The following is a 19,624-nucleotide window of genomic DNA, read 5'->3' as shown; positions in this document are numbered from 1 at the left end:
ATCGGTTCTCCTAGAGCTTCTCGACCTTGACCAGGAACGACTTGAATTCCGGTGTCTGGGAATTGCCGTCGCCCACGAATGGCGTCAGCGTGTTGGCAAGGAAGCCAGGCCGCGCGATGCCGACGAACCCCCAATGGATGGGGATGCCGACCTGGTGCACCGTCTTGCCCTCGATGGTGAGCGGGCGCAGCCGCTTGGTGACCAGCGCAACCGCCTTGATGTAGCCGCGGTTGGACGACACCTTGACGCGCGATCCGTTGGGAATGCCGATTTCCTTGGCCAGCGCCTCTCCGATTTCGACGAACTGCTCGGGCTGAAGAATGGCGTTGATGCGGACGTTCTTGGTCCAGTAGTGGAAGTGCTCCGTCAGCCGGTAGGTGGTGGCCACGTGCGGGAAGTTTTCCGCCGTGCCCATCGCGGCCAGGTCATTCTTGAAGATGCGCGCGGCTGGATTGCTGGTGACGCCCTTGGCCTTCGGGTGCAGCGGGTTGTAGCCCAGCGGGTTTTCGAAGGGCTCGTAGTGTTCCGGGAACGGCCCTTCGGCCATGCCCGCCCGCGCAAAGAAGCGCGCCACGCCTTCCGGGTTCATGATGAACGGCCCCATGCCGCCGTCGGGGTTCTCGTCGCCCTTGAAGTCGGGGATGTCGGCGCCGACCCACACCTTGCCGTTCCAGGAAATGAGGCTGCGCCGGGGATCGAACGGCTTGCCCGCGGGATCGCACGAGGCGCGGTTGTACAGAATGCGGCGGTTGGCCGGCCACGCCCAGGCCCAGCTCAGGGTCTGTCCGATGCCGGTCGGGTCGCTGTTGTCGCGCCGGGCCATGAGGTTGCCCCCGGGACCCCAGGCGCCGGCGAAGATCCAGCAGCCGCTGGCCGTGGAGCCGTCATCGCGCAATTCGGCAAAGCCCGCCAGCTGCTCGCCGCCCTTGCGCATGATCTTGGAGGGATCCTTGGGATCGGCCAGGTCGACAAGCGCCCTGCCCGTGTATTCCTTGGCCAGTTCTTCGGCCGTGGGATTCTCCGGGTTGGAATACGGCCACCACAGGTTGACGATGGGGTCGGGATACTTGCCGCCTTCTTCCTGGTACATCTTGCGCAGGCGCGTGTAGAGCAGCGCCATGATCTCGATGTCGCTCTTGGATTCGCCCGGGGGCTCCGCCCCCTTCCAGTGCCACTGCAGCCAGCGCCCGGAGTTGACGAGCGTGCCGTCTTCCTCGGCAAAACAGGTGGTGGGCAGGCGGAAGACTTCGGTCTGGATCTTGGACGGATCGACGTCGTTGGCTTCACCGGCGTTACGCCAGAATTCCGAGGTCTCGGTGACCAGCGGGTCCATGATGACCAGGAACTTCAGCTTGGCGAAGCCCTCGTTCAGCTTGGCCTTGTTGGGCGCCGCGGCCAGGGGGTTGAATCCCTGCGCGATATAGCCGTTCATCTTGCCCTGGACCATGAGCTCGTAGACCTGCAGCATGTCGTAGAGCTTGTCCAGCTTGGGCAGGTAGTCGAACGCCCAGTTGTTCTGGGCCGTGGCCGCATCGCCCCACCAGGCCTTCATCAGGCTCACGTGGAACTTGTGGTAGTTCTGCCAGTAGCTGAGTTGGTTGGGACGCAGCGGCTTGAGCGTCCGGGTTTCGATGTACTTGGCGTAGTCCTGCTCGGCCTCGTTGGGCAGGGTCATGTAGCCGGGCAGCAGGTTCGACATCAGGCCCAAGTCGGTCAGGCCCTGGATGTTGGAGTGCCCGCGCAGCGCGTTCATGCCGCCGCCCGCGATGCCGATGTTGCCCAGCAGAAGCTGCACCATCGCGCCCGTGCGGATGATCTGCGAACCGATGGAGTGCTGCGTCCAGCCCAACGCGTACAGGACGGTGGCGGCGCGATTGGTGGTGGCCGTGGACGCCAGCATGTCGCACACGGTCAGGAACTTGTCCTTGGGCGTGCCGCAGACGCGTTCCACCATGTCGGGGGTGTAGCGCGAATAGTGCTTCTTCAAGAGCTGGTAGACCGTGCGCGGATGCTGCAGCGTGGGGTCTGTCTTGACGAAGCCGTCTTCGCCGCGCTCGTAGTCCCAGCTTTCCTTGTCGTAGCTGCGATGTTCGGCGTTGTAGCCCGAGAACAGGCCAGCGTCGAAGGTGAAGTCCTCGCGCACGATGAACGAAAAGTCGGTGTAGTTGCGCACGTACTCGTGCTGGATCTTGTCGTTGTCCAGCAGGTACTTGATGACGCCGCCCAGGAAGATGATGTCGGTGCCGGTGCGTATGGGCGCGTAGAAGTCCGCCACGGATGCCGAGCGCGTGAAGCGCGGATCCACGACGATCAGTCTTGCCTTGTTATGGGCCTTGGCTTCCGTGACCCATTTGAACCCGCAAGGGTGGGCCTCGGCGGCATTGCCGCCCATGATCAATACTACGTCCGCGTTCTTGATGTCGACCCAATGGTTCGTCATCGCTCCACGGCCAAACGTCGGGGCAAGACCTGCCACCGTCGGGCCATGTCAGACACGGGCTTGGTTGTCGAACGCCAGCATCCCCATGCTGCGCACAGCCTTGTGCGTGATGTAGCCGACTTCGTTGCTGCTTGCGGAGGCGGCCAGCATGCCGGTGGTGAGCCACCGGTTGACTGTCTTGCCGTCCGCGGATTTCTCGACGAAGTTCGCGTCGCGGTCGGCCTTCATGAGCTTGGTGATGCGGGTGAGGGCGTCGTCCCAGGAGATCCGCACCCATTTGTCCGAACCGGGCGCCCGGTATTCCGGGAACTTGAGGCGGTTGGGGCTGTGGATGAAATCGATCAGGGCCGCGCCCTTCGGACAGAGGGTGCCCCGGTTGACCGGGTGGTCCGGGTCGCCTTCGATGTGCATGATGCTGGCGCGGGCGTTCTTCGAGCCGTCTCCCAGGCCGTACATCAGCAGACCACAGGCAACCGAACAGTAGGGACAGGTGTTGCGCGTTTCCGTCATGCGCGCAAGCTTGAACTGACGGACTTCGGCCATGGCCGTGCCGGGAGCAACCCCCAGCAAAGCCAGGCTGGAACCCGCCAGCGTCGCACCGGTCACCTTGAAGAACTGGCGGCGATTCATGTTGACCATGAAGCACTCCTCTCCGGGTGAATGAAGGAAGCCGGAATTTCCACAACGAAAAGCCCTACAGCTTCCAAGGAAATATCAGCAAGTATATGCCCGGATTTGCGCGCGCCATACGCGCGCGGCGTGGGCATAACGTTCACTGGTCTGAAAATTGACGTCAATATCCGCTTTTTTCGCGGATTTTGCGGCAATGCAGCGCTGCTACGATGGCGGCTGCCTGACCATCCCGGCAGGCTTGCACCGCGCGACCCCGCTTGCGCCGCCGATTTTCGGCATGACCGTTGGAGCGCCGATGCGCCGCCTTGCCCCCCTGGCCCTGTCCCTGGCCGCCAGCACCTTCGCCCTGGCGCCGCGCGCCCCCGCGCATGCGGCTCCCGCCGTGCTGTCGCCCGCCGCCGCCGCGACCGAGGCGGCGCAGCAGGCGGCGATGGAGGGATACCTCTATTTCTATCCGCTGGTCACCATGGACCTGACCCGGCGTCAGTTCACGCACGCCGCACAAGGGAGCCTTGGCGCCGCGCCGAACGTCTTCCTGCACGGACGCGCGCTGCCCCAGGTGGGCGCCGCCACGCCCTGGGCCAATCCCGACATGCTGCGCAGCACGGCGTGGGTGGACCTGACGGCAGGACCGGTCGTGCTGTCGACGCCGGACACGCAGGGGCGCCTGTATACGCTGACGCTGCTGGACATGTGGACAGACGTGTTCGCCACGCTGGGCAAGCGCAGCACCGGCACGGCCAAGAGCAACACCGCGATCGTCCCGCCCGGCTGGACCGGCACGCTGCCTTCCGGCATGGCGCGCATCGACGCGCCCACCCCCCATGTATGGGTCAAGAACCTGATCCAGGCCGATGGTCCCGCCGACTATCCGACAGTCAACGCGCTGCAGGATGGCTTCGTCCTGACGCCGCTGGCGCAATGGAACCTGCCCGCGCAGGCGTCACACGCGAAGCCGGATGCGTCGCTGGACTTGAAGACGGCGGTGCGGGAACAGGTGGATTCCATGCCCACGGATGCTTTTTTCACCTATGCCGCCGACCTGCTGCGCAAGCATCCGCCGCACGCCACGGACCAGCCGGTGCTGGCCAAGCTGCGCGGCGTTGGGTTGATTGCCGGCCGGCCTTTCGATTTTGACAAGCTCGACCATTCGGCCAAGCAAGGCATGCGCCGCGGCGTGCGCGCCGCTCGCGAACGCATGGACGCGGCGGCGGGCAGCTCCCTGCGCGGCGCGAACGGCTGGCAGCAGGAGACGGCCAGCATCGGCGTGTACGGCAACGCCTGGCTGCGGCGCGCGCTGACGGCCCAGGCGCAGCCAGGCGCGGGATTGCCCGAGGACCTGTCGGTGCTGCTGCTGGCGACGGACAGCCAGGGCGCCCTGCTGGACGGCGCCCACCGCTACACGCTGCGCTTTGAAAGTGGACAGTTGCCGCCCGGCGACGCGCTGTGGTCGCTGGCGGCCTATGACGCCCAGGGCATGCCCGTGCCGAATCCCGTCAACCGCCTTGCGCTGAGCGATCGCCGTCCGATGCGTCACAACGCCGACGGCTCGCTCGACCTGATCCTGAGCCACGACGCCCCCGCGCCCGAAGACCAGCTCAACTGGCTGCCCATTCCGGCCGCCGGGCCGGTAGGCGTGCTGCTGCGCATCTATTCGCCGGGCGCTGCCGTGCTGGATGGATTGTGGGCGCCGCCGCCCGTGGTGCGGGACGAGCCGGAAGCGGCAGCCGCGCCGGAGGAGATGGGGGCCGTGGAAATGGGGAACGACGGAACACCGGCTGCGGACTCGCATGCTGCGGAAACGTCCACCGCGGGGGCTCCGGCCGCTGCGACTGGCAAGACGGCCGCCGGATCGCCGGCCGCCACCAAGACCTCACCCGACCGGGGAGCCGCCACGAAAACCACCGCCGTGACTGCTCCGGCCGCAGCCGCGAAGAAACCCTGAACGGCGCCCTGAAGATCGCGCCAGGACTGGCGTCAGCCGCTACCATAGCCCTTTTAATGAAGAATGAGCCGCCCGCCATGGACGACGCCTTTAGCCACCAATTGTCGATGACCATCCTGATGACGCCTGACATGGCGAATTTTTCAGGAAACGTACACGGCGGAACCATCCTGAAGTACCTGGACCAGGTGGCCTACGCCTGTGCCAGCCGGTACGCCGGCCAATATGTCGTGACCCTGTCCGTCGACCAGGTCGTGTTTCGTGAACCGATCCACGTGGGCGAGCTGGTGACCTTCCTGGCTGCCGTGAACTACACGGGCCGCACGTCGATGGAAATCGGCATCAAGGTCGTCACCGAGGACATCCGCAAGAAGCTGGTGCGTCACACCAATAGCTGTTACTTCACGATGGTGGCGGTGGACGACAAGGGCGCGCCGACCGCGGTGCCGCCGCTTGAACCCCGCACGCTGGAAGAAAAGCAGCGCTTCAAGGCCGCCGGCCTGCGCCGCGAACTGCGCCAGGAGATGGAGCGCCGGCACGGCGAGATCAAGCGGGAAACGACGCACGAAACGCCCTGAGCCTGACGCCGGCGTCGCGGCCCGGGTGCATTCCTGGGCCGCACGAAAAAACCCCGCAGACTGGAAAGATTCAGCTGCGGGGTTTTTTCATGCGCGTTCCACGCCGGCCGGCGGGGCGGGCGGCGCCGCCACGGGTTCGCGGTCGCGGCCCAGCATGCGCCTGATGCCCAGCCACTGCTGCGACCAGAATCCGCGGCCATAGTCGCGGCCGCCCAGTTCCGCCTGCTGGTCGTGAATGCCGGTGGGGCCATAGCCCACGCCAAAGCGGGCGGTGCGGAAAAGCACGTCCCAGATGGGAAACAGCGCGGCAAAGTTGTAGCCGCCGGCCGGCCCCGGCGACGAGGCGTCGTAGGCGATGGAATGATGGTGCCGGTGAAAGCGCGGACTGACGAGCAGGCGTTCGCCCAGCGCGCCGAAGTGCATGCGCAGGTTGGCGTGCGAAAAGCTCTGCGCCAGCTGGGTGATGGCCACCACCATGACGAACTGCGCCGGCGGCACGCCCACCAGTTGCGAGACGAACACGACCACCACGTCGCGCAGCATGTCGTCCAGCAGGTGGTTGCGGTCGTCGCTCCAGATGGTCATCTGGCGCTGGCTGTGATGCACCGCATGCAACGCCCAGAGCCAGCCAAAGCGATGCTGGGCCCGGTGGTAGAAGTAGTCCACCGCATCGAAGAGCAGGAGGTAGATGATCAGGCTGACCCAGGCTTTGTCCGTGACGCCGGGCCAATACTGGTCAAGCTGGAACGGCGCGAAGCCCCAGACGTGCAGTTGTCCGAAGATGCTGTCCCAGAACGGATCAATGGAGAAGAACAGCACCAGCCGGAACGCGCCCAGCCGGTGGATCAGCGTGTACAGCACGTCGATGCCGATCTGGCGGCGGTCGGTGACGGGTTCGACGGGACGCAGGCGCTGCAAGGGTCCGAAGACCAGCACCAGCACTGCCACTTGAAGCAGCCCGACGAGCAGCCACATGGTCGCGTCGTAGCCGTCTTCGATGAAGTTGCTCAGGCCCAGGTGGAACAGCGCGGGCTGAATCGCCGTCTCGAAGAGCCACTGCTGGCAGTCTCCGAAGAGTTGGCTAAGCGTATCCATGATCAGTGATGCGTGGCGATCCAGTCGCGATAGGCCGGATGGGTGTTCAAGGTAGCGAAACAATAGCCCTTGCGCTGCAAACCTTCAATCAGCGGCTCGAGCACGGCGGGCGCCCAGGGGTCCTGGCGCGACCAGATGCCCAGGTGGGCAAGCAGGATGTCGCCGGGTTTGACGTTGCGCAGCGCCTGGTCCAGCAGCTTGGCGTTCGGGTATTTGTCGCTGGGCAGTTCGTCGCCCAGGAAGCCGGCGGCAGCCCAACCGACGTGCTCGAAGCCGCAAGCCTTGGCGGCCTTCAGCAGCGCCGGCGACGTCTTGCCGCCCGGCGCGCGGTACAGCGGCAGCATGTTCTGGCCCGTCATCTGGTGAAACCGGCTGACGGAGCGCTTGATCTCGGCGCAGTACTGTTCGGCGGTCCATTCGGCGCGCTTGCCCGCATCCGGACCGGCGCTGGGCTTCACGCGGAACTTGCCGCCAGGCAGGTCGGCCTGCCAATAGACGTGGTCGTAGGTGTGCGAACCGAAGGCATGGCCTTCCGCGGCGCGCGCCTTCCACCAGGGCGCCCACACGTCATCCAGGCTGGAGCCGTCGGTGAGCGTGCGTTCGTTCGCCAGGAAAAACGTGGCCTTGACGTGATGGCGGGCCAGCACGTCGGCGATCAGCGGCGCCACGCCCATGTGGCCGGTGTCGAAGGTCAGGTAGACAGGCTTGTCGCAGGAGGCCGGCGGGGCCGCGCCCGCTGCCGAGGCAGCGAGCGACAGGCACAGGGCGGAGCCAAGGCGGCGCTTGAATGACCCGGCGGCGTACTGCTGCGCCGCAGGTCGCCAACCTTTAGCGCGTCGCTGCATGGTTCAGCGTCCAGACGCCGTGGGGCGACTTGCCGACCGGCACCTGATTGACGACCTTTTTCTGTTCCAGGTCCACCACGGTCAGCTTGCGCGCCCAGCGCGACGTGACCAGCAGGGTCTTGCCGTCGGCCAGCACGTCCATGCAGTCCGGGCCGCCCGGCACCGGGAAGGTGTCGACGACGGTGAGCGTTTGCAGGTCGATGCGGCTGATGGAGTTGGCCGTGCGGTTGCTGACGAAAAGGTGACGGTGGTCGCCCTGGGCGCGGAAGGCGTGCGCGCCCGCGGCGGTCGGGATGCGCTTGACCAGCTTGGCCGGGCCGTTGCTGACGTCGTAGGCTTCCACGAACGAGTCGCCGGTCAGCGCCACCAGCAGGGTTTTCTGGTCGGGCGTGAGAAAGACGTCGGCAGGCGTCTTGCCCACGGACACCGTCCACTTGGGCGTCTGCGTGGCCAGGTCGATGGCGATCAGTTGATCGCTGTCCTGCAGCGTGACGTAGGCCGTCGTGCTGTGCTTGTCGATCATGATGTGGCTGGGCGTCTTGCCCGCCTGGATGCGCTTGACGAGCGTCAGGTCGAAACCTTTTTCCAGCGGCTTCCAGGCATAGATGTCGATGTGGTCCAGGCGGTTGGCCGCCGTGACGAACCACTTCATGTCCGGCGAGAACTGGAGCTGGTAGGGATCGACGATGCCGGTGAGCGTGCGCTGCACGTCGCCCGTCTTGGGATCCATCAGCGTGATCGTATCGCCGGTGGCGTTGGCCACCATGAGCGACTTTTCATCGGGCGTCAGGTACAGGTGATGCGGCTCTTTGCCGGTGGGCACGCGCCGCAGTTCCTTGTAGGTGACCGGATCGATGATGCTGACGTTTGCGTCCAGGGAATTCAGGACAAAAATCGGGGCGGAGGCCGCCGCGGCGCTAAGCGCCATCCCCACGCCGAACAGGGCGTAGCGGACAAAATGCATGGGGTTCAATTTGAAGATCCGGCAAGGGGAAATCGGGCAAGGTCCCGATGCTCGTCATTTTATGCACAGCCGCCTGACAAAAGGGCCACAAGCGCGGCGCAAAACAGGCTTTGGCGACAAACCCACACGCCTGTTGCGACCCAGCAACAAGCGTGTGCGGAACCCGTCATACGGCCCCGAAAATCACTTCCCGGGCGCAGGCTGGCCCGTGGCGTCGACCCAGTTTCCGTTGCGGATATCGCCTTCGCGCAGGGCTGCCGCGCGCGTCGCCGATGACGGCCCCAGGTCGCTTTCCAGCACGCGGTCTTCGGGCCCGATGACGAAGGTGCCGATTCCAGTCTGGCCATAACGGGCGGGCCAGGCGACGATCCGGTACGAATTGTCCTGGCTGCCCGGAAGCACCTTGTAGCGGTAACCGAAGTAGGCGTCGTCGACGGGCACGTCCGGCCCCATCGCCAGGGCGTCCGGACCGAAGGCCTGCGGCGGCGCGTCGGGCAGTTCGGGCCAATAGAGGCCGTCACGTTCGCCGGCGCGGCTGACCAGACGCTGCGCGTAGCGCCCCTGCCCCACGCCCTGCCGGTAGCGGGTCTGCGCAGCCTGAAGCTCGTGCAGGGTTTCAATGGCCGTCAGCTCGTTGCGGTCGATGGCGCGCCGGCGGATTTCCGCCTTGCCCGCCACCGGATCGAAACGCCACCCCTGGCCGGCGCGCACCATGGGCACCGGCAGCGTCCAACCGGAATCGCCAACCGTGACCCAGGAACGGCCGTCGTCGGTGACGATGTCGTGCTTGCGCGCCCAGGCCGCAAGGTAGCGGTAGATGTCTTCCTGGTCGACGCCGCCCGGCACGATCTGCCTGTGGTTCGGCCCCAGCACCTTTGCCAGCGCATCGACATCGTTCAAGGCCAGCGCGTCGGTGAACGCCTGCGCCGCCGCCTGGGCGCTGGGATACACGGCTTGCGCCATGACGGGGGCCGAGAAGCCGAGAGCCAACACCGACGCGGCGCACAGCGCGCGCAAACGAGCAATCGTCATAGGAACTCCGTTGTCCATGGTGCTTATCTCCGGCCGCCGCCGCCCCGCCCGCCGCCGCCGCCGCGATGACCGCCGCCCGCGCCCCCGCCGCGATGAGGCGCGCTGGCGCCGGTCGAGCGATGGCCGCCGCCGCCGCGGCTCATATCGCTGCGCTGGCTTTGCTGGCGCATGCGGTCGCCGTCGCCCGCGCCGCTCAGCGCGTTGTGGGTGTTGGACGCGCGGGCTCGATCACGCGCGGCCGTTTCGTCGGCGCGCTGGCGCTGGGCCGCCGCCTGGCGGTCTTGCGTGGAAACGCCAGAGGCGCGGTCGCCAGTGCGGGCGTTCGTGGACGTGCCGGTCGAGCGTCCTTGGGCCCGATCCTGCGTGGACACACTGTTGGGACGGTCGCGAGCGCCCTGCCCGCCCTGCGGCCCTTGGCCCTGCCCCCGGCCCGCCGCGCCGTCGCCGCGACCGGCGCCTTCGCCCCGCGCGCCACTATGCCCCGCAACGGGCTGCCCGGTGCGGCCTTCGAAGGACTGGGCCGCGCGCTGGCGGGCAGCATCACGAGACCCGGCCGCGGGCGCCGCGCCGGCCGCCCTGCCGGCCTGGCCCGCCGCCTGGGAACGGTTCTGCAGGCCTGCCTGCCGCTGGCTGTCGAAGCGCTGGCGGCTGGCCTGGTCGGCGTAGGGCGCGTTGCCCCGGTTTGCGGCGTTGTGCTGCCACGTGGACCGGTTGTTGTTGGCGTTGTTCCGCTCGATGCGGTTGTTGGCGTTGATATTGTTGTAGCGATTGACGTCGATATCGATGTCGCCGTGCCCCCAATTGGCATCGCCCCACATCGAGTTGATCGCCGCGACCCCCAGCCCGAAACCGATGCCGGCCACCAGCGATGTCGCGAACATCGAACCCGGCGGCGGCGGATAGTAGTAAGGGGGATACGACGGATACGCCCACGTGCCGTAGACAACCGTCGGGTTGTAACTGGGCACGTAGACCACCTGGGGATCCGCGGGTTCGATCACCACGACGGTCTTTTCATTCTGGGTCGTGGTCTTGACCGTCTGCTGCGGCGTGCTTTTCAGGCTGCCCGCCTTCTGCGCCTGGGTGCGCAGGCGCTGGACGGAATCCATGACGGCCTCGGGCTGCGCCAGGAAGGCGTCGCCGACGGATTTCACCCAGTTGGGCTCGCGGGCCATCATGTCCATGACGGAGGGAAAGGCGACCAGCGACTTGACGCTGGGATCCCAGGATTCGGCCTCGACGGCCTTGACGGCATCGTCGCCGGATTGCTTGGGATTGGCGGCCGACCACTTGGCCGCCGCCGCGACGTCGTCGGGGTAGGTGGACCCCATGAGGATCTGCGAAAGCAGCGCGTCGGGATACAGCGCAACCGGCGCCATCAGCTGGTCCAGTTGCGCGTTGGTGAGCTTGGTCTGCGCCAAGGCGGGGAAGCTGACCGCCAGCCCCAGGCACATCAAACCGATGAACCACACTTGCAGTCGCCGCATTTCCGTTCTCCATTCGCACAGCATGTAACCACAAGCCAGGAGGAACCCGCCGGATATCGCGATGACAATATATGCCTAACGCCGGCGGTTGGGAAGCGCCGGCGCGGCACGCCTTGACTACTACATTCAGACTACAGCTTGGCGACGGAAACCTCGGTCGCCTTGACGAAGGCCAGGACCTCGGTGCCCACCTGCAGGTCCAGTTCCTTGACCGATCGTGTCGTGATCACGGACGTGACGATGCCGGCGGGGGTATCCACGTCGACCTCGGACACCACCGGGCCCAGGATAATCTCTTTGATCTTGCCGCGGAACTGGTTGCGGGCGTTGATGGATTGAATGCTCATGGTTCTGCTCCTGAAGTAAAGGGGAAGGCGCCGCGTCGACGCCCCGATGCAACCGACGACTGGCGGCGTCAGACCGCCAGCCTCAAATGCCGGATCTGGATGACGGGCGCCAGCGGCCGGTCGGAATCCGGCGTGTTCTCTTGCCGCAGCGCAGCGCGCATCACCCGCGCTTCCAGCGCCGCGAAGGGGGCCGACCCCCGCACGCGCGGCCGCGCCAGATCCACGCGCTCGTCCAGCGCCACGCGGCCCTTGTCGAGCACGAGGATCCGGTCGGCCACCGCCACGGCTTCGCCTGCGTCATGGGTGGCCAGCACGGCGGTGAAGCCATGCCGGCGCCATGCCTCTTCCAGGACGCGCTGCATGCCGATGCGCGTCAGCGCGTCCAGCCGGGCCAGCGGTTCGTCCAGCAGCAACAGCGCGGGACGATGAGCCAGGGCCCTGGCCAGCGCGACGCGCTGGCGCTGCGCTTCGGACAGGCTGGCGGGCCAATCGTCGCCGTGGCTTTCCAGACCCGCCTGCTCCAGCGCGGCGATCGCCTGCGCGCGCGCTTCGGCCGGCAATCCCAGCGCCACGTTCTGCAGCACGCGCTTCCAGGGAAGAAGACGCGCGTCCGGCGTCAGCATGCGCACGCGATCGTCCGGCGCCCACAGCGGAAAGTTGTCGAACAGCACGGGAGCGCGCTCGGGCGCGCCGCCCTGCTCTCCGGTGGGCGCCTCTTCGCCCGCCAGCAGCCGCAGCAAAGGGCGTTTGCCGCTGCCCGGCTCCCCGACCACGGCCACGAATTCGCCGGCGGCGATCTCCAGGTCCAGCGGCTGCAGCACCGTTCGACCGGCATGGCGCCGGGCAAGCTTGCGCAACGTCACACGCAACGCCGCCGGGCGCGCGCCGGCATCGCTGGCAACGTTGTCCGGCGCAATCCGGCCCGGCGCCTCCAGGTGCTGAAACAGCTCGAACTCGTTGGGATGGATGAACATGGCCGCAAGCCGCGCGTGCGCCGATGAACGGCCCTAGCGGGCCGCCTCCAGCTTCTGCTGGTAATCGGTCTTCACGAAGCCGGCGAACGACTGCTCGGTGACCTTCAGGAACTCGGGCGATGCGTAGGCCGCCGCGATGTCCTTCACGAACGGCTTGTCGCGGTCGGCGGTGCGCACCGCCACCAGGTTCTGGTAGGTGGGCGTGGTCTTTTCCAGCGCCAGAGCTTCGGTCAGCTTCAGGCCCGAAGCGAGCGCGAAGTTGCCGTTCACGAACGAATAGTCCGTGTCTTCCAGCGACCGCGGCAATTGCGCCGCTTCCAGCGGGATCAGCTTGATCTTCTTCAGATTGGCCGCCACGTCCTTTTCGGACACTTGAAGCGGGTCATAGCCGTCACGCAATTTCACCCAGCCCAGCTCCTGCAGCACAACCAGCGCGCGGGCCTGGTTGGTCGGGTCGTTGGGCACGGCCACGCTCACGCCGTCGGGCGCCGCGTCGACGCTTTTGTACTTCTTGCTGTAGATGGCGATCGGCGCCGTGGGCACCTTCACCAGCTCGGAAAGTTCCAGCTTGTTCTTGGCCGCGAAATTCTTCAGGTACACGATGTGCTGGAACGCATTGGCGTCCAGCGCGCCCTGCGCCAATGCGAAGTTCGGCTGCACGTAGTCGTTGAACTCGACGATCTTGACCGTGTAGCCCTGCTTTTCCAGGATCGGTTTGATGCCTAGCTTGATCTGGTCGCTGTAAGGGCCGGCCGTCGCGCCGAACACGATTTCCTTCTTGGCCGGATCGGCCGCCTGAGCGGCGCCTGCAAGCGTCAGCGCGGCCAGCGTGGCGGTCAGCAGAGTGCGGTAGTGCGTCATGATAGTCCTTGGTCTTCAGCGTTTGTCGATGCGTCGCGCGACGGTATTGCCGGCGAATTGAATGATCTGCACCAGCACGACGAGCAGCGCCACGGTCAGCACCATCACGTCGGTCTGGAAGCGGTAATAGCCATAGCGAATGGCCAGGTCGCCGATGCCGCCGCCGCCCACCACCCCGGCCACGGCCGAGTAGGACAGGAAGCTCACGGCCAGCACCGTCAGCGCCAGCACCAGTCCCGAACGGGCCTCCACCAGCAGCACACGGCGCACGATCTGAAGCTCCGATGCGCCTGCGGCGTGCGCGGCTTCGATCACCCCGCGCGGCACTTCGCGCAGGCACTGTTCCACCAGCCGGGCGAAATAGGGAATGGCCGCGAACGACAGCGGCACCGCCGCCGCGACCGGCCCGATGGACGTGCCGGCGATGACGCGCGTGAAGGGCACCAGCGCCACCAGCAGGATGATGAACGGGAAGGAGCGCACGGTATTCACCGTCCAGCTCAGCAGGCGGTGCAAGACGGGACGGTCCAGCGACTGCCCCGGCCCAGTCAGGAACACCAGGATGCCCAGCGGCCCGCCCAGCAGGATGGACGCCGCCAGCGCGATGGCCAGCATCAGGAAAGTCTGCCCGACCGCGACGCCCAGCTCGGGCAGCAACTGCACAAAGGTATCGAGCATCATGCGACCTCTTCGTAGGGGTGGGTGGCTTCGCGGATCAGTTCGCGGCCCAGCGCGGACGACAGGTGCACGTTGGCGCCGGCGATTTCGGCCTGCTCCAGCACCTGCCCGTTCTCCATGACGGCAACGTGCCGGCACAGCGCGCGCACCACCGCCAGCTCGTGCGTGACGATCACGAGGGTCACGCCCAGGCGCTTGTTGATGTCGCGCAGCACGCTCAGCACCGACCGCGTGGTCTCGGGATCCAGGGCCGACGTGGGCTCGTCGCACAGCAGCACGGCGGGTTCGCTGGCCAGCGCGCGCGCAATCGCCACGCGCTGCTTCTGGCCGCCGGACAGCTGGGCGGGATAACTCGCGGCCTTGTCCGTCAGCCCCACGATCTCCAGGCATTCGCGCACGCGCGCGGCGACTTCCTGTTTGCCGCGCCCGCCATGCACACGCAACGCGAACGCCACGTTCTCGAAGACGGTTTCGTTCTGCAGCAGATTGAACTGCTGGAAGATCATGCCGATGTTCTGCCGCGCCGACCGCAGATCGCGCTTGGACAGCGCCGTCAGCTCGGTCCCGGCCACGCGCACGGCGCCGGCGTCCGGACGTTCCAGCAGGTTGATCAGGCGCAGCAGCGTGGACTTGCCCGCGCCGCTCTTGCCGATGATGCCGAACGTGTCGCCGGCGCGGATCGACAGCGACACGTTGCGCACGGCGTCGAACCGCCCGGCGCGCGTGGCGAAGGACTTGCTGACCGCATCCAGCCGGATGACGGGCTGCGGCACGGCGGAGATGTCGGACAGGGCATGAAGTTCGGTCATTGCACGGGCCATCAGGAATAGGCGGTGGGTTCGGGCGCCTGGTCCAGCAGCGCATAACGCCCCAGGTCGCGGATCTTGTAGGACACCGGGTCGTGCAGGGTATGCACCCGGGCATTGCGCCAGTAGCGGTCGTAGCCGTAGCGCGCGGCGGTGGAACTGGCGCCCGTCACTTCAAACAGGTCCGATCCGACCGCCAGCGCGGCGCGGTGCGCCAGGACCTTGGCCTGGGCCCCGGCCACCGCCACTTCACCGCGCTCCGCGGCCGTGACGGACGGCCCGCGCGCAATGGCGGCATCCAGCTTCAGCCCGGCCTGGTCGGCCAGTGCCTGCGCCGACTGCACGCGCAGCCAGAACTCGCCAAAGCGCTCCTGCACGTAGGGATCGTCGGCGTGGCGCGAAACGCCTGAGGCGAACCAAGGCCTGGCGTCGTCGCGCACGTAGCGGCGCGCCTCGTGGAAGGCGCCGCGTGCGATGCCCAGATACAGATTGGTCATGATGAGCTGCGCCACCTGCGACCGCAGCGTGGCGCGCGGCGATGGCTCGACGCCGGGCGCCTGAAGCACCTGGATGGCTTCGAGCCGGACGTGATCGAAGCGCACGGTGCCGCTGTCGGTCTGGCGCTGGCCAAAGGCGTCCCAGTCGGGATTGACGGTGATGCCGTCCGCCTGCGTCGGCAATGCCGCAATCAGCGCCGTGCCGGAAGGCTTGTGCCACGCGGAAAACGTCAGCAGGTCCGACCCGACCGAGCCCGAGCTGAAGTTCTTCACGCCGTCGATGCGGTAGCCGTCCAGTTCGGCGCGCGCGATGACGCGGCGGTCCAGCGGGTTGAGCGCGTTGCCCCAGAAAAGCTGGCGCTCGGCGGTGGGCGGAAGGAAGTAGGCCTGCTGTTCCGGCGTGCCGTACAGCATCACACCCGCGACCTGCAGATGATGAAAGCCGAACACGTGCGCCAGCGCGCTATCGACTTCAGCCAGGCGGCGCACGGCGGCCAGCACCGTCGACCAGCTGGCGCCCGCGCCGCCATAGGCGGTGGGGATGGACAGGCGCAAGAGGCCGCTGGCGCGGATGAGTTCACGCTCGGCGGCCGCGTGGCCGCCCGCGCGGTCGCGTTCGACTGCCGTGGCGGCCAGCTGCGCGGCCAGGGTTTCGAGCGCGGTGGCGGAGCCCGCGGACGCCGCGGGTGCGGGGCTTGCGCCTTCACCGTGGCGCGCGTCGTGCAGTTGGGGGATCTTGGCCATCAATCTGTCCTTGAAAAAAGTTCCGGGCGATGCGCCGGACTCCAGCGCAGCAGGCGGCGCTCCAACGCAAGCACCAGCGCGCGGGACACCGCGCTCATCGCGGCATAGAGCGTGATGACGCCAAGCAGCACCTCGGGACGCGCCACGCCGTTCTCAGCCAGCGCCAGTCGACCCAGCCCGGACGGCGCGGCAAAGAGTTCAAGCGCAACGAGGATCAGCCACACCAGGCCCACTGCCCGCTTCAGGCCGGCAAGCATGGAAGGCAGCGCGCCGGGCAGGATCACGTGCACGCACAGCGGCCAACCCTGCAGTCCGCAGGACTGGCCGATCGCGACCAGTCCGGCATCGACCTCGCGAACGCCGCGCACGGTGCGCCGATAAATGGGAAAGAACGCTCCCAGCGCCAGCAGGGCCAGCCGGGCGGTCTCGCCAGCACCGAGCCACAACAGGATCAAGGGCGCGAAGGCCAGCACGGGCACCAGGCCCAGCGCTTGCAAAAGGCGGTCGGCCTGCGCGCCGGCGCGGCGGGCGATGGCGTTCAGCGCACCCAGGATCAGCCCCGCCGCGCCGCCCAGCAACAGGCCGATGAGCGCGCGCAGGGCGCTTGCGCCGGCGGCTTCCCAGAGTTCGCCAGACCGCGCCAGCGCCGCCGTCGCCGCCGCCACGGATGACGGCGCCGGCAGGATGCGTTCGGTCAGCCAGCCGGCTTGCGACGCCGCCTGCCAAACGGCCACGGCCACGATCGGCGGCAACGCGGCGGCCGACGCGGCCGACAGCCAGCGACGGGATGGCGTCGCGGGGCGGCGCAAGGAGCGAACGTCCGACATCAGCTTGCCGATTCCTTGGGCACCAGTTCGGTGGCCATGACCTCGCCGAAAGGACCGGTCAGCACCGTGCTGCCCGCCTTGCGCTCGCCCTTGCCCGGCAGCAGCGGAAAGACCAGTTCAGCGAAGCGGTACGACTCTTCCAGGTGCGGATAGCCAGAAAAAATGAAGGTGTCGATGCCGAGATCCGCGTACTCCTGAATGCGCTCCGCCACGGTCTGCGGATCGCCCACCAGGGCCGTGCCCGCCCCCCCGCGCACCAGACCGACGCCTGCCCACAGATTGGGCGAGATCTCCAGATGGGACCGGCCTCCCTTACCGTCGGTCAGCTTGCCGCCATGCAGGGCGGCCATGCGGCGCTGGCCTTCGGAATCCATCTTGGAGAAGGCCGCCTGCGCGGCCTGCACGGCGTCGTCGCTGAGATGGCTGATGAGCTCGTCCGCCGCGGCCCACGCCGCCTCGGTGGTTTCGCGCACGATGACGTGCAGGCGTATGCCGAACCGGACGCTGCGGCCATGACGCGCCGCGCGCTCGCGCACGTCGGCGATCTTGCGCGCGACGGCGTCGGGCGGTTCGCCCCAGGTCAGGTAGACGTCAAGCTGTTCGGCCGCCAGTTCATGCGCGGCTTCGGACGAGCCACCAAAGTACAACGGCGGATAGGGCTTCTGGACGGGCGGATAGATGACCTTCCCGCCCTTGGAAACCAGCTGTTCGCCTTCGAAGCTGAAGCCTTCGGCCTGGTGGCTGTTCTGCAGGATGCCGCGCCAGATCTTCAGGTAGTCGGCCGTAATGGCATAGCGCTGGTCGTGGCTGACGAAGACGCCGTCGCCTTCCAGTTCACCGGGGTCGCCGCCCGTCACCACGTTGACCAGCAGCCGCCCTTCGGACAGGCGATCGAAGGTGGCGGCCATGCGGGCGGACACCTGGGGCGAACTGACGCCCGGGCGGATCGCCACCAGGAATTTCAGGTTGCGCGTCGCACCGATGAGGCTGGACGCCACGACCCATGCGTCTTCGCACGAGCGGCCCGTCGGCAGCAGCACGCCGTCATAGCCCAGCGTGTCGGCGGCCACCGCGACCTGCCGGAAGTAGTCGTAGCTGGCGGCGCGCGCGCCGCGGCTGGTGCCGAGATATCGGGAATCCCCGTGCGTGGGAATGAACCAGAAAACATCCATCGGAAAACTCCAGGTCAGACGCTGAACCCGCCCGCCAGCGCGAGGCGACCCAGGTCGTAGGCTTCGTTGACGGCGGCGCCGCGCGGCAGCACCTGTTCGGACAGACGATCGACGGAATCCTCGAGGCGTCCGCGCACGTCGTCGTCGATGTCGGCATTGCCCTGTTCGTCCAGCCGCACCTGCTTGTCGGTGGCGTAGACGCCGGCCAGGATGTGGCGCGCGCCAAGGGCGGACAGGACGGGCTTCAGGCCGTATTCCAGCGCCAGCAGATGCGCGGGACTGCCGCCGGTCGCGATCGGCAGCACAACCTTGCCGGCCAGCGCCTTTTCGTCCAGCAGGTCGAGCACGGCTTTCAGCCCGCCCGAGAACGAGGCCTTGTAGACCGGCGTGGAGATCAGCACCGCATCCGCGGCCGCCACGCGCGCCCGCAGCGCACCGGCAGCCGCGCCGCTGTAGTGGCCTTCGATCAGTTCTTCGGCGGGGATGTCGCGCAAACCGAGCTCACTGATCCGCAGTCCGCGCGCGCGCAGGATGTGGGCGGCATGGCGCAACAAGGCGGAGGAACGGGAACGCTGCGACGGACTGCCCGCCAGGGTGAGAATGCTCATGGTGAATCGCCGGGATGTTGCGTTAGAAGGCGGGGACGAGCGAGCCTTTGAATTCACGCTCGATGTAGGCGCGCACCTCGGGAGACTGGTACGCGGACACGAGTTTCTTGACCCACGGCTGGTCGCGATCCTTGGTGCGCACGGCAATGAGGTTGGCGTAGGGACCATCGGCCGCCTCGCGCCCGATGGCGTCGCGCGCCGGCACCAGGCCCGCTTGCTCGGCATAGTCGTTGTTGATGGACGCCGCGGTCAGGTCATCCAGCGAACGCGGCAACTGCGCGGCATCCAGCGCGACGAGCTTGAGCTTGCGTGGGTTGGACACGACGTCCAGCGGCGTGGCGTTGTTCTTCTGTTCAGCCTCGGGCTTGAGGGTGATGAGTTTGTAGGCCGACAGCAGCCGCAAGGCGCGGTTGCCGTTGGAGGGGTCGTTCTGGATGCCAACGGATGCGCCTTCCGGCAGTTCATCCAGCGACTTGATCTTGCGCGAGTAGAAGCCGAGCGGCGCGGTGACGGTCAGGCCGACGGGCACGATGTCGAAACCACGCGCTTTGATCTGGTTGTCGAGGAAGGGCTTGTGCTGAAACGCATTGGCATCGAGGTCGCCGGCGTTCAAGGCGGCGTTGGGCAATTGGTAGTCGTTGAATTTCACGAGCTTGATCTTGAGTCCGTCGCGGGCAGCGACTTGCTGGACGACGTCGAAGATTTTTTCCGCGGTGCCGACGGAGATGCCGACGGTGATCGAGTTTTTATCCTCGGCATGGACGCCGGCGGCGAACGCGAGCGTGAGTGCTGCGGTGGACAGAAGGCGGCGTAGCGGGGACATGTTTTCGTTTCCGATCGGGTGGTGTTTTGAGAAGACGAAGTGATTCTGTCATCGCGCTGGTGGGCGGAAAAATACTTAGTCGATATGAGGTTATGTGGCGGATGCGTTTGAGGGGGGAATGGAAATATGGGGGTATTACTGGGGGTTTTGATGAGTGCGTAGTTTGGAATTTTGAGTGGGGGGTTTCGTGATTTCTTGCTGGTGAAGTTGTGAGGGGAGTGTCCGGATTTTTGTGTGCAGGCCTATGATGGTTTTCAAGGAGACCGAC

18 protein-coding genes are annotated in these 19,624 nt (G+C 66.7%); 2 read left to right on the top strand and 16 right to left on the bottom strand.

Features of this window, described 5'->3' with window-relative positions; translation table 11 throughout:
- Positions 1 to 10 precede the first annotated feature (10 nt).
- Positions 11 to 3,079, bottom strand: coding sequence for a formate dehydrogenase-N subunit alpha (gene fdnG, locus RT614_RS28085; protein WP_313625750.1), 3,069 nt, complete (start codon positions 3,077 to 3,079; stop codon positions 11 to 13).
- A 289-nt stretch (positions 3,080 to 3,368) separates the two neighbouring features.
- Here fdnG and RT614_RS28080 point away from each other — a divergent pair, with 289 nt between their 5' ends.
- Entirely contained in the window at positions 3,369 to 5,018 is a 1,650-nt protein-coding gene (locus RT614_RS28080; protein ID WP_313625821.1) for a DUF1254 domain-containing protein, read from the top strand.
- Positions 5,019 to 5,095: 77 nt separating this feature from the next.
- A complete protein-coding gene (locus tag RT614_RS28075; RefSeq protein WP_313625748.1) occupies positions 5,096 to 5,596 on the top strand; it encodes an acyl-CoA thioesterase in 501 nt (166 codons plus the stop codon).
- Between the two features lie 87 nt (positions 5,597 to 5,683).
- Here RT614_RS28075 and RT614_RS28070 read toward each other — a convergent pair whose 3' ends face one another.
- The 15 genes from RT614_RS28070 to RT614_RS28000 all read right to left on the bottom strand — a co-directional run bounded on the left by RT614_RS28070 (position 5,684) and on the right by RT614_RS28000 (position 19,356).
- Positions 5,684 to 6,691, bottom strand: a complete 1,008-nt coding sequence (locus tag RT614_RS28070) for a sterol desaturase family protein (RefSeq protein WP_313625746.1) — start codon at positions 6,689 to 6,691, stop codon at positions 5,684 to 5,686.
- A gap of 2 nt (positions 6,692 to 6,693) precedes the next feature.
- Positions 6,694 to 7,536 carry a polysaccharide deacetylase family protein gene (locus RT614_RS28065; protein WP_313625744.1) on the bottom strand — a complete coding sequence of 281 codons (843 nt, stop codon included), beginning with the start codon at positions 7,534 to 7,536 and terminating at the stop codon, positions 6,694 to 6,696.
- Positions 7,520 to 8,500 carry a YncE family protein gene (locus tag RT614_RS28060; RefSeq protein ID WP_313625819.1) on the bottom strand — a complete coding sequence of 327 codons (981 nt, stop codon included), beginning with the start codon at positions 8,498 to 8,500 and terminating at the stop codon, positions 7,520 to 7,522. The genes RT614_RS28065 and RT614_RS28060 overlap by 17 nt, the downstream gene beginning before the upstream one ends.
- A 183-nt stretch (positions 8,501 to 8,683) precedes the next feature.
- On the bottom strand, positions 8,684 to 9,532 hold the full coding sequence (locus tag RT614_RS28055) for a DUF2950 family protein (RefSeq protein ID WP_313625742.1): 849 nt from the start codon (positions 9,530 to 9,532) through the stop codon (positions 8,684 to 8,686).
- Between the two features lie 23 nt (positions 9,533 to 9,555).
- Complete coding sequence (locus tag RT614_RS28050; RefSeq protein ID WP_313625740.1) at positions 9,556 to 11,019, bottom strand: DUF3300 domain-containing protein; 1,464 nt, start codon at positions 11,017 to 11,019, stop codon at positions 9,556 to 9,558.
- 131 nt (positions 11,020 to 11,150) lie between these two features.
- Positions 11,151 to 11,366, bottom strand: a complete 216-nt coding sequence (locus RT614_RS28045) for a molybdopterin-binding protein (protein WP_006227327.1) — start codon at positions 11,364 to 11,366, stop codon at positions 11,151 to 11,153.
- A gap of 68 nt (positions 11,367 to 11,434) precedes the next feature.
- Positions 11,435 to 12,340, bottom strand: coding sequence for an ATP-binding cassette domain-containing protein (locus tag RT614_RS28040; RefSeq protein ID WP_313625738.1), 906 nt, complete (start codon positions 12,338 to 12,340; stop codon positions 11,435 to 11,437).
- A gap of 33 nt (positions 12,341 to 12,373) precedes the next feature.
- Positions 12,374 to 13,201, bottom strand: coding sequence for a MetQ/NlpA family ABC transporter substrate-binding protein (locus RT614_RS28035; RefSeq protein WP_313625736.1), 828 nt, complete (start codon positions 13,199 to 13,201; stop codon positions 12,374 to 12,376).
- 15 nt (positions 13,202 to 13,216) lie between these two features.
- Positions 13,217 to 13,879, bottom strand: coding sequence for a methionine ABC transporter permease (locus RT614_RS28030; RefSeq protein WP_056566920.1), 663 nt, complete (start codon positions 13,877 to 13,879; stop codon positions 13,217 to 13,219).
- The gene (locus RT614_RS28025) at positions 13,879 to 14,688 is read right to left on the bottom strand and encodes a methionine ABC transporter ATP-binding protein (RefSeq protein WP_313625735.1); all 810 of its coding nucleotides are present in this window, start codon (positions 14,686 to 14,688) and stop codon (positions 13,879 to 13,881) included. The genes RT614_RS28030 and RT614_RS28025 overlap by 1 nt, the downstream gene beginning before the upstream one ends.
- 11 nt (positions 14,689 to 14,699) lie before the next feature.
- The gene (locus RT614_RS28020; RefSeq protein ID WP_313625733.1) at positions 14,700 to 15,926 is read right to left on the bottom strand and encodes an acyl-CoA dehydrogenase family protein; all 1,227 of its coding nucleotides are present in this window, start codon (positions 15,924 to 15,926) and stop codon (positions 14,700 to 14,702) included.
- The gene (locus RT614_RS28015) at positions 15,926 to 16,753 is read right to left on the bottom strand and encodes an ABC transporter permease subunit (protein ID WP_313625732.1); all 828 of its coding nucleotides are present in this window, start codon (positions 16,751 to 16,753) and stop codon (positions 15,926 to 15,928) included. The genes RT614_RS28020 and RT614_RS28015 overlap by 1 nt, the downstream gene beginning before the upstream one ends.
- On the bottom strand, positions 16,753 to 17,925 hold the full coding sequence (gene ssuD / locus RT614_RS28010) for an FMNH2-dependent alkanesulfonate monooxygenase (protein ID WP_313625731.1): 1,173 nt from the start codon (positions 17,923 to 17,925) through the stop codon (positions 16,753 to 16,755). The genes RT614_RS28015 and ssuD overlap by 1 nt, the downstream gene beginning before the upstream one ends.
- A 14-nt stretch (positions 17,926 to 17,939) precedes the next feature.
- The gene (ssuE, locus tag RT614_RS28005) at positions 17,940 to 18,533 is read right to left on the bottom strand and encodes an NADPH-dependent FMN reductase (RefSeq protein WP_313625730.1); all 594 of its coding nucleotides are present in this window, start codon (positions 18,531 to 18,533) and stop codon (positions 17,940 to 17,942) included.
- A 22-nt stretch (positions 18,534 to 18,555) separates the two neighbouring features.
- Positions 18,556 to 19,356: a MetQ/NlpA family ABC transporter substrate-binding protein gene (locus tag RT614_RS28000; RefSeq protein ID WP_313625728.1), complete on the bottom strand. Its 801-nt coding sequence runs from the start codon at positions 19,354 to 19,356 to the stop codon at positions 18,556 to 18,558.
- Positions 19,357 to 19,624 lie beyond the last annotated feature (268 nt).

The organism is Achromobacter sp. (assembly GCF_032102605.1).
Lineage (GTDB): Bacteria > Pseudomonadota > Gammaproteobacteria > Burkholderiales > Burkholderiaceae_B > Achromobacter.
Note: the sequence above shows the minus strand (reverse complement) of the source record. Positions and strands in the feature narration are given on the sequence as shown.

Excerpts from the sequence above, each read along its gene's own strand:
- RT614_RS28025 (WP_313625735.1), bottom strand. The coding sequence starts at position 14,688 with ATGACCGAACTTCATGCCCTGTCCGACATCTCCGCCGTGCCGCAGCCC.
- RT614_RS28065 (WP_313625744.1), bottom strand. The coding sequence starts at position 7,536 with ATGCAGCGACGCGCTAAAGGTTGGCGACCTGCGGCGCAGCAGTACGCC.
- RT614_RS28060 (WP_313625819.1), bottom strand. The coding sequence starts at position 8,500 with ATGCATTTTGTCCGCTACGCCCTGTTCGGCGTGGGGATGGCGCTTAGC.
- ssuD (WP_313625731.1), bottom strand. The coding sequence starts at position 17,925 with ATGGATGTTTTCTGGTTCATTCCCACGCACGGGGATTCCCGATATCTC.
- RT614_RS28020 (WP_313625733.1), bottom strand. The coding sequence starts at position 15,926 with ATGGCCAAGATCCCCCAACTGCACGACGCGCGCCACGGTGAAGGCGCA.
- RT614_RS28015 (WP_313625732.1), bottom strand. The coding sequence starts at position 16,753 with ATGTCGGACGTTCGCTCCTTGCGCCGCCCCGCGACGCCATCCCGTCGC.
- RT614_RS28075 (WP_313625748.1), top strand. The coding sequence starts at position 5,096 with ATGGACGACGCCTTTAGCCACCAATTGTCGATGACCATCCTGATGACG.
- RT614_RS28080 (WP_313625821.1), top strand. The coding sequence starts at position 3,369 with ATGCGCCGCCTTGCCCCCCTGGCCCTGTCCCTGGCCGCCAGCACCTTC.
- RT614_RS28070 (WP_313625746.1), bottom strand. The coding sequence starts at position 6,691 with ATGGATACGCTTAGCCAACTCTTCGGAGACTGCCAGCAGTGGCTCTTC.
- RT614_RS28040 (WP_313625738.1), bottom strand. The coding sequence starts at position 12,340 with ATGTTCATCCATCCCAACGAGTTCGAGCTGTTTCAGCACCTGGAGGCG.
- RT614_RS28000 (WP_313625728.1), bottom strand. The coding sequence starts at position 19,356 with ATGTCCCCGCTACGCCGCCTTCTGTCCACCGCAGCACTCACGCTCGCG.
- RT614_RS28030 (WP_056566920.1), bottom strand. The coding sequence starts at position 13,879 with ATGCTCGATACCTTTGTGCAGTTGCTGCCCGAGCTGGGCGTCGCGGTC.
- RT614_RS28035 (WP_313625736.1), bottom strand. The coding sequence starts at position 13,201 with ATGACGCACTACCGCACTCTGCTGACCGCCACGCTGGCCGCGCTGACG.
- ssuE (WP_313625730.1), bottom strand. The coding sequence starts at position 18,533 with ATGAGCATTCTCACCCTGGCGGGCAGTCCGTCGCAGCGTTCCCGTTCC.
- RT614_RS28050 (WP_313625740.1), bottom strand. The coding sequence starts at position 11,019 with ATGCGGCGACTGCAAGTGTGGTTCATCGGTTTGATGTGCCTGGGGCTG.
- RT614_RS28055 (WP_313625742.1), bottom strand. The coding sequence starts at position 9,532 with ATGACGATTGCTCGTTTGCGCGCGCTGTGCGCCGCGTCGGTGTTGGCT.
- RT614_RS28045 (WP_006227327.1), bottom strand. The coding sequence starts at position 11,366 with ATGAGCATTCAATCCATCAACGCCCGCAACCAGTTCCGCGGCAAGATC.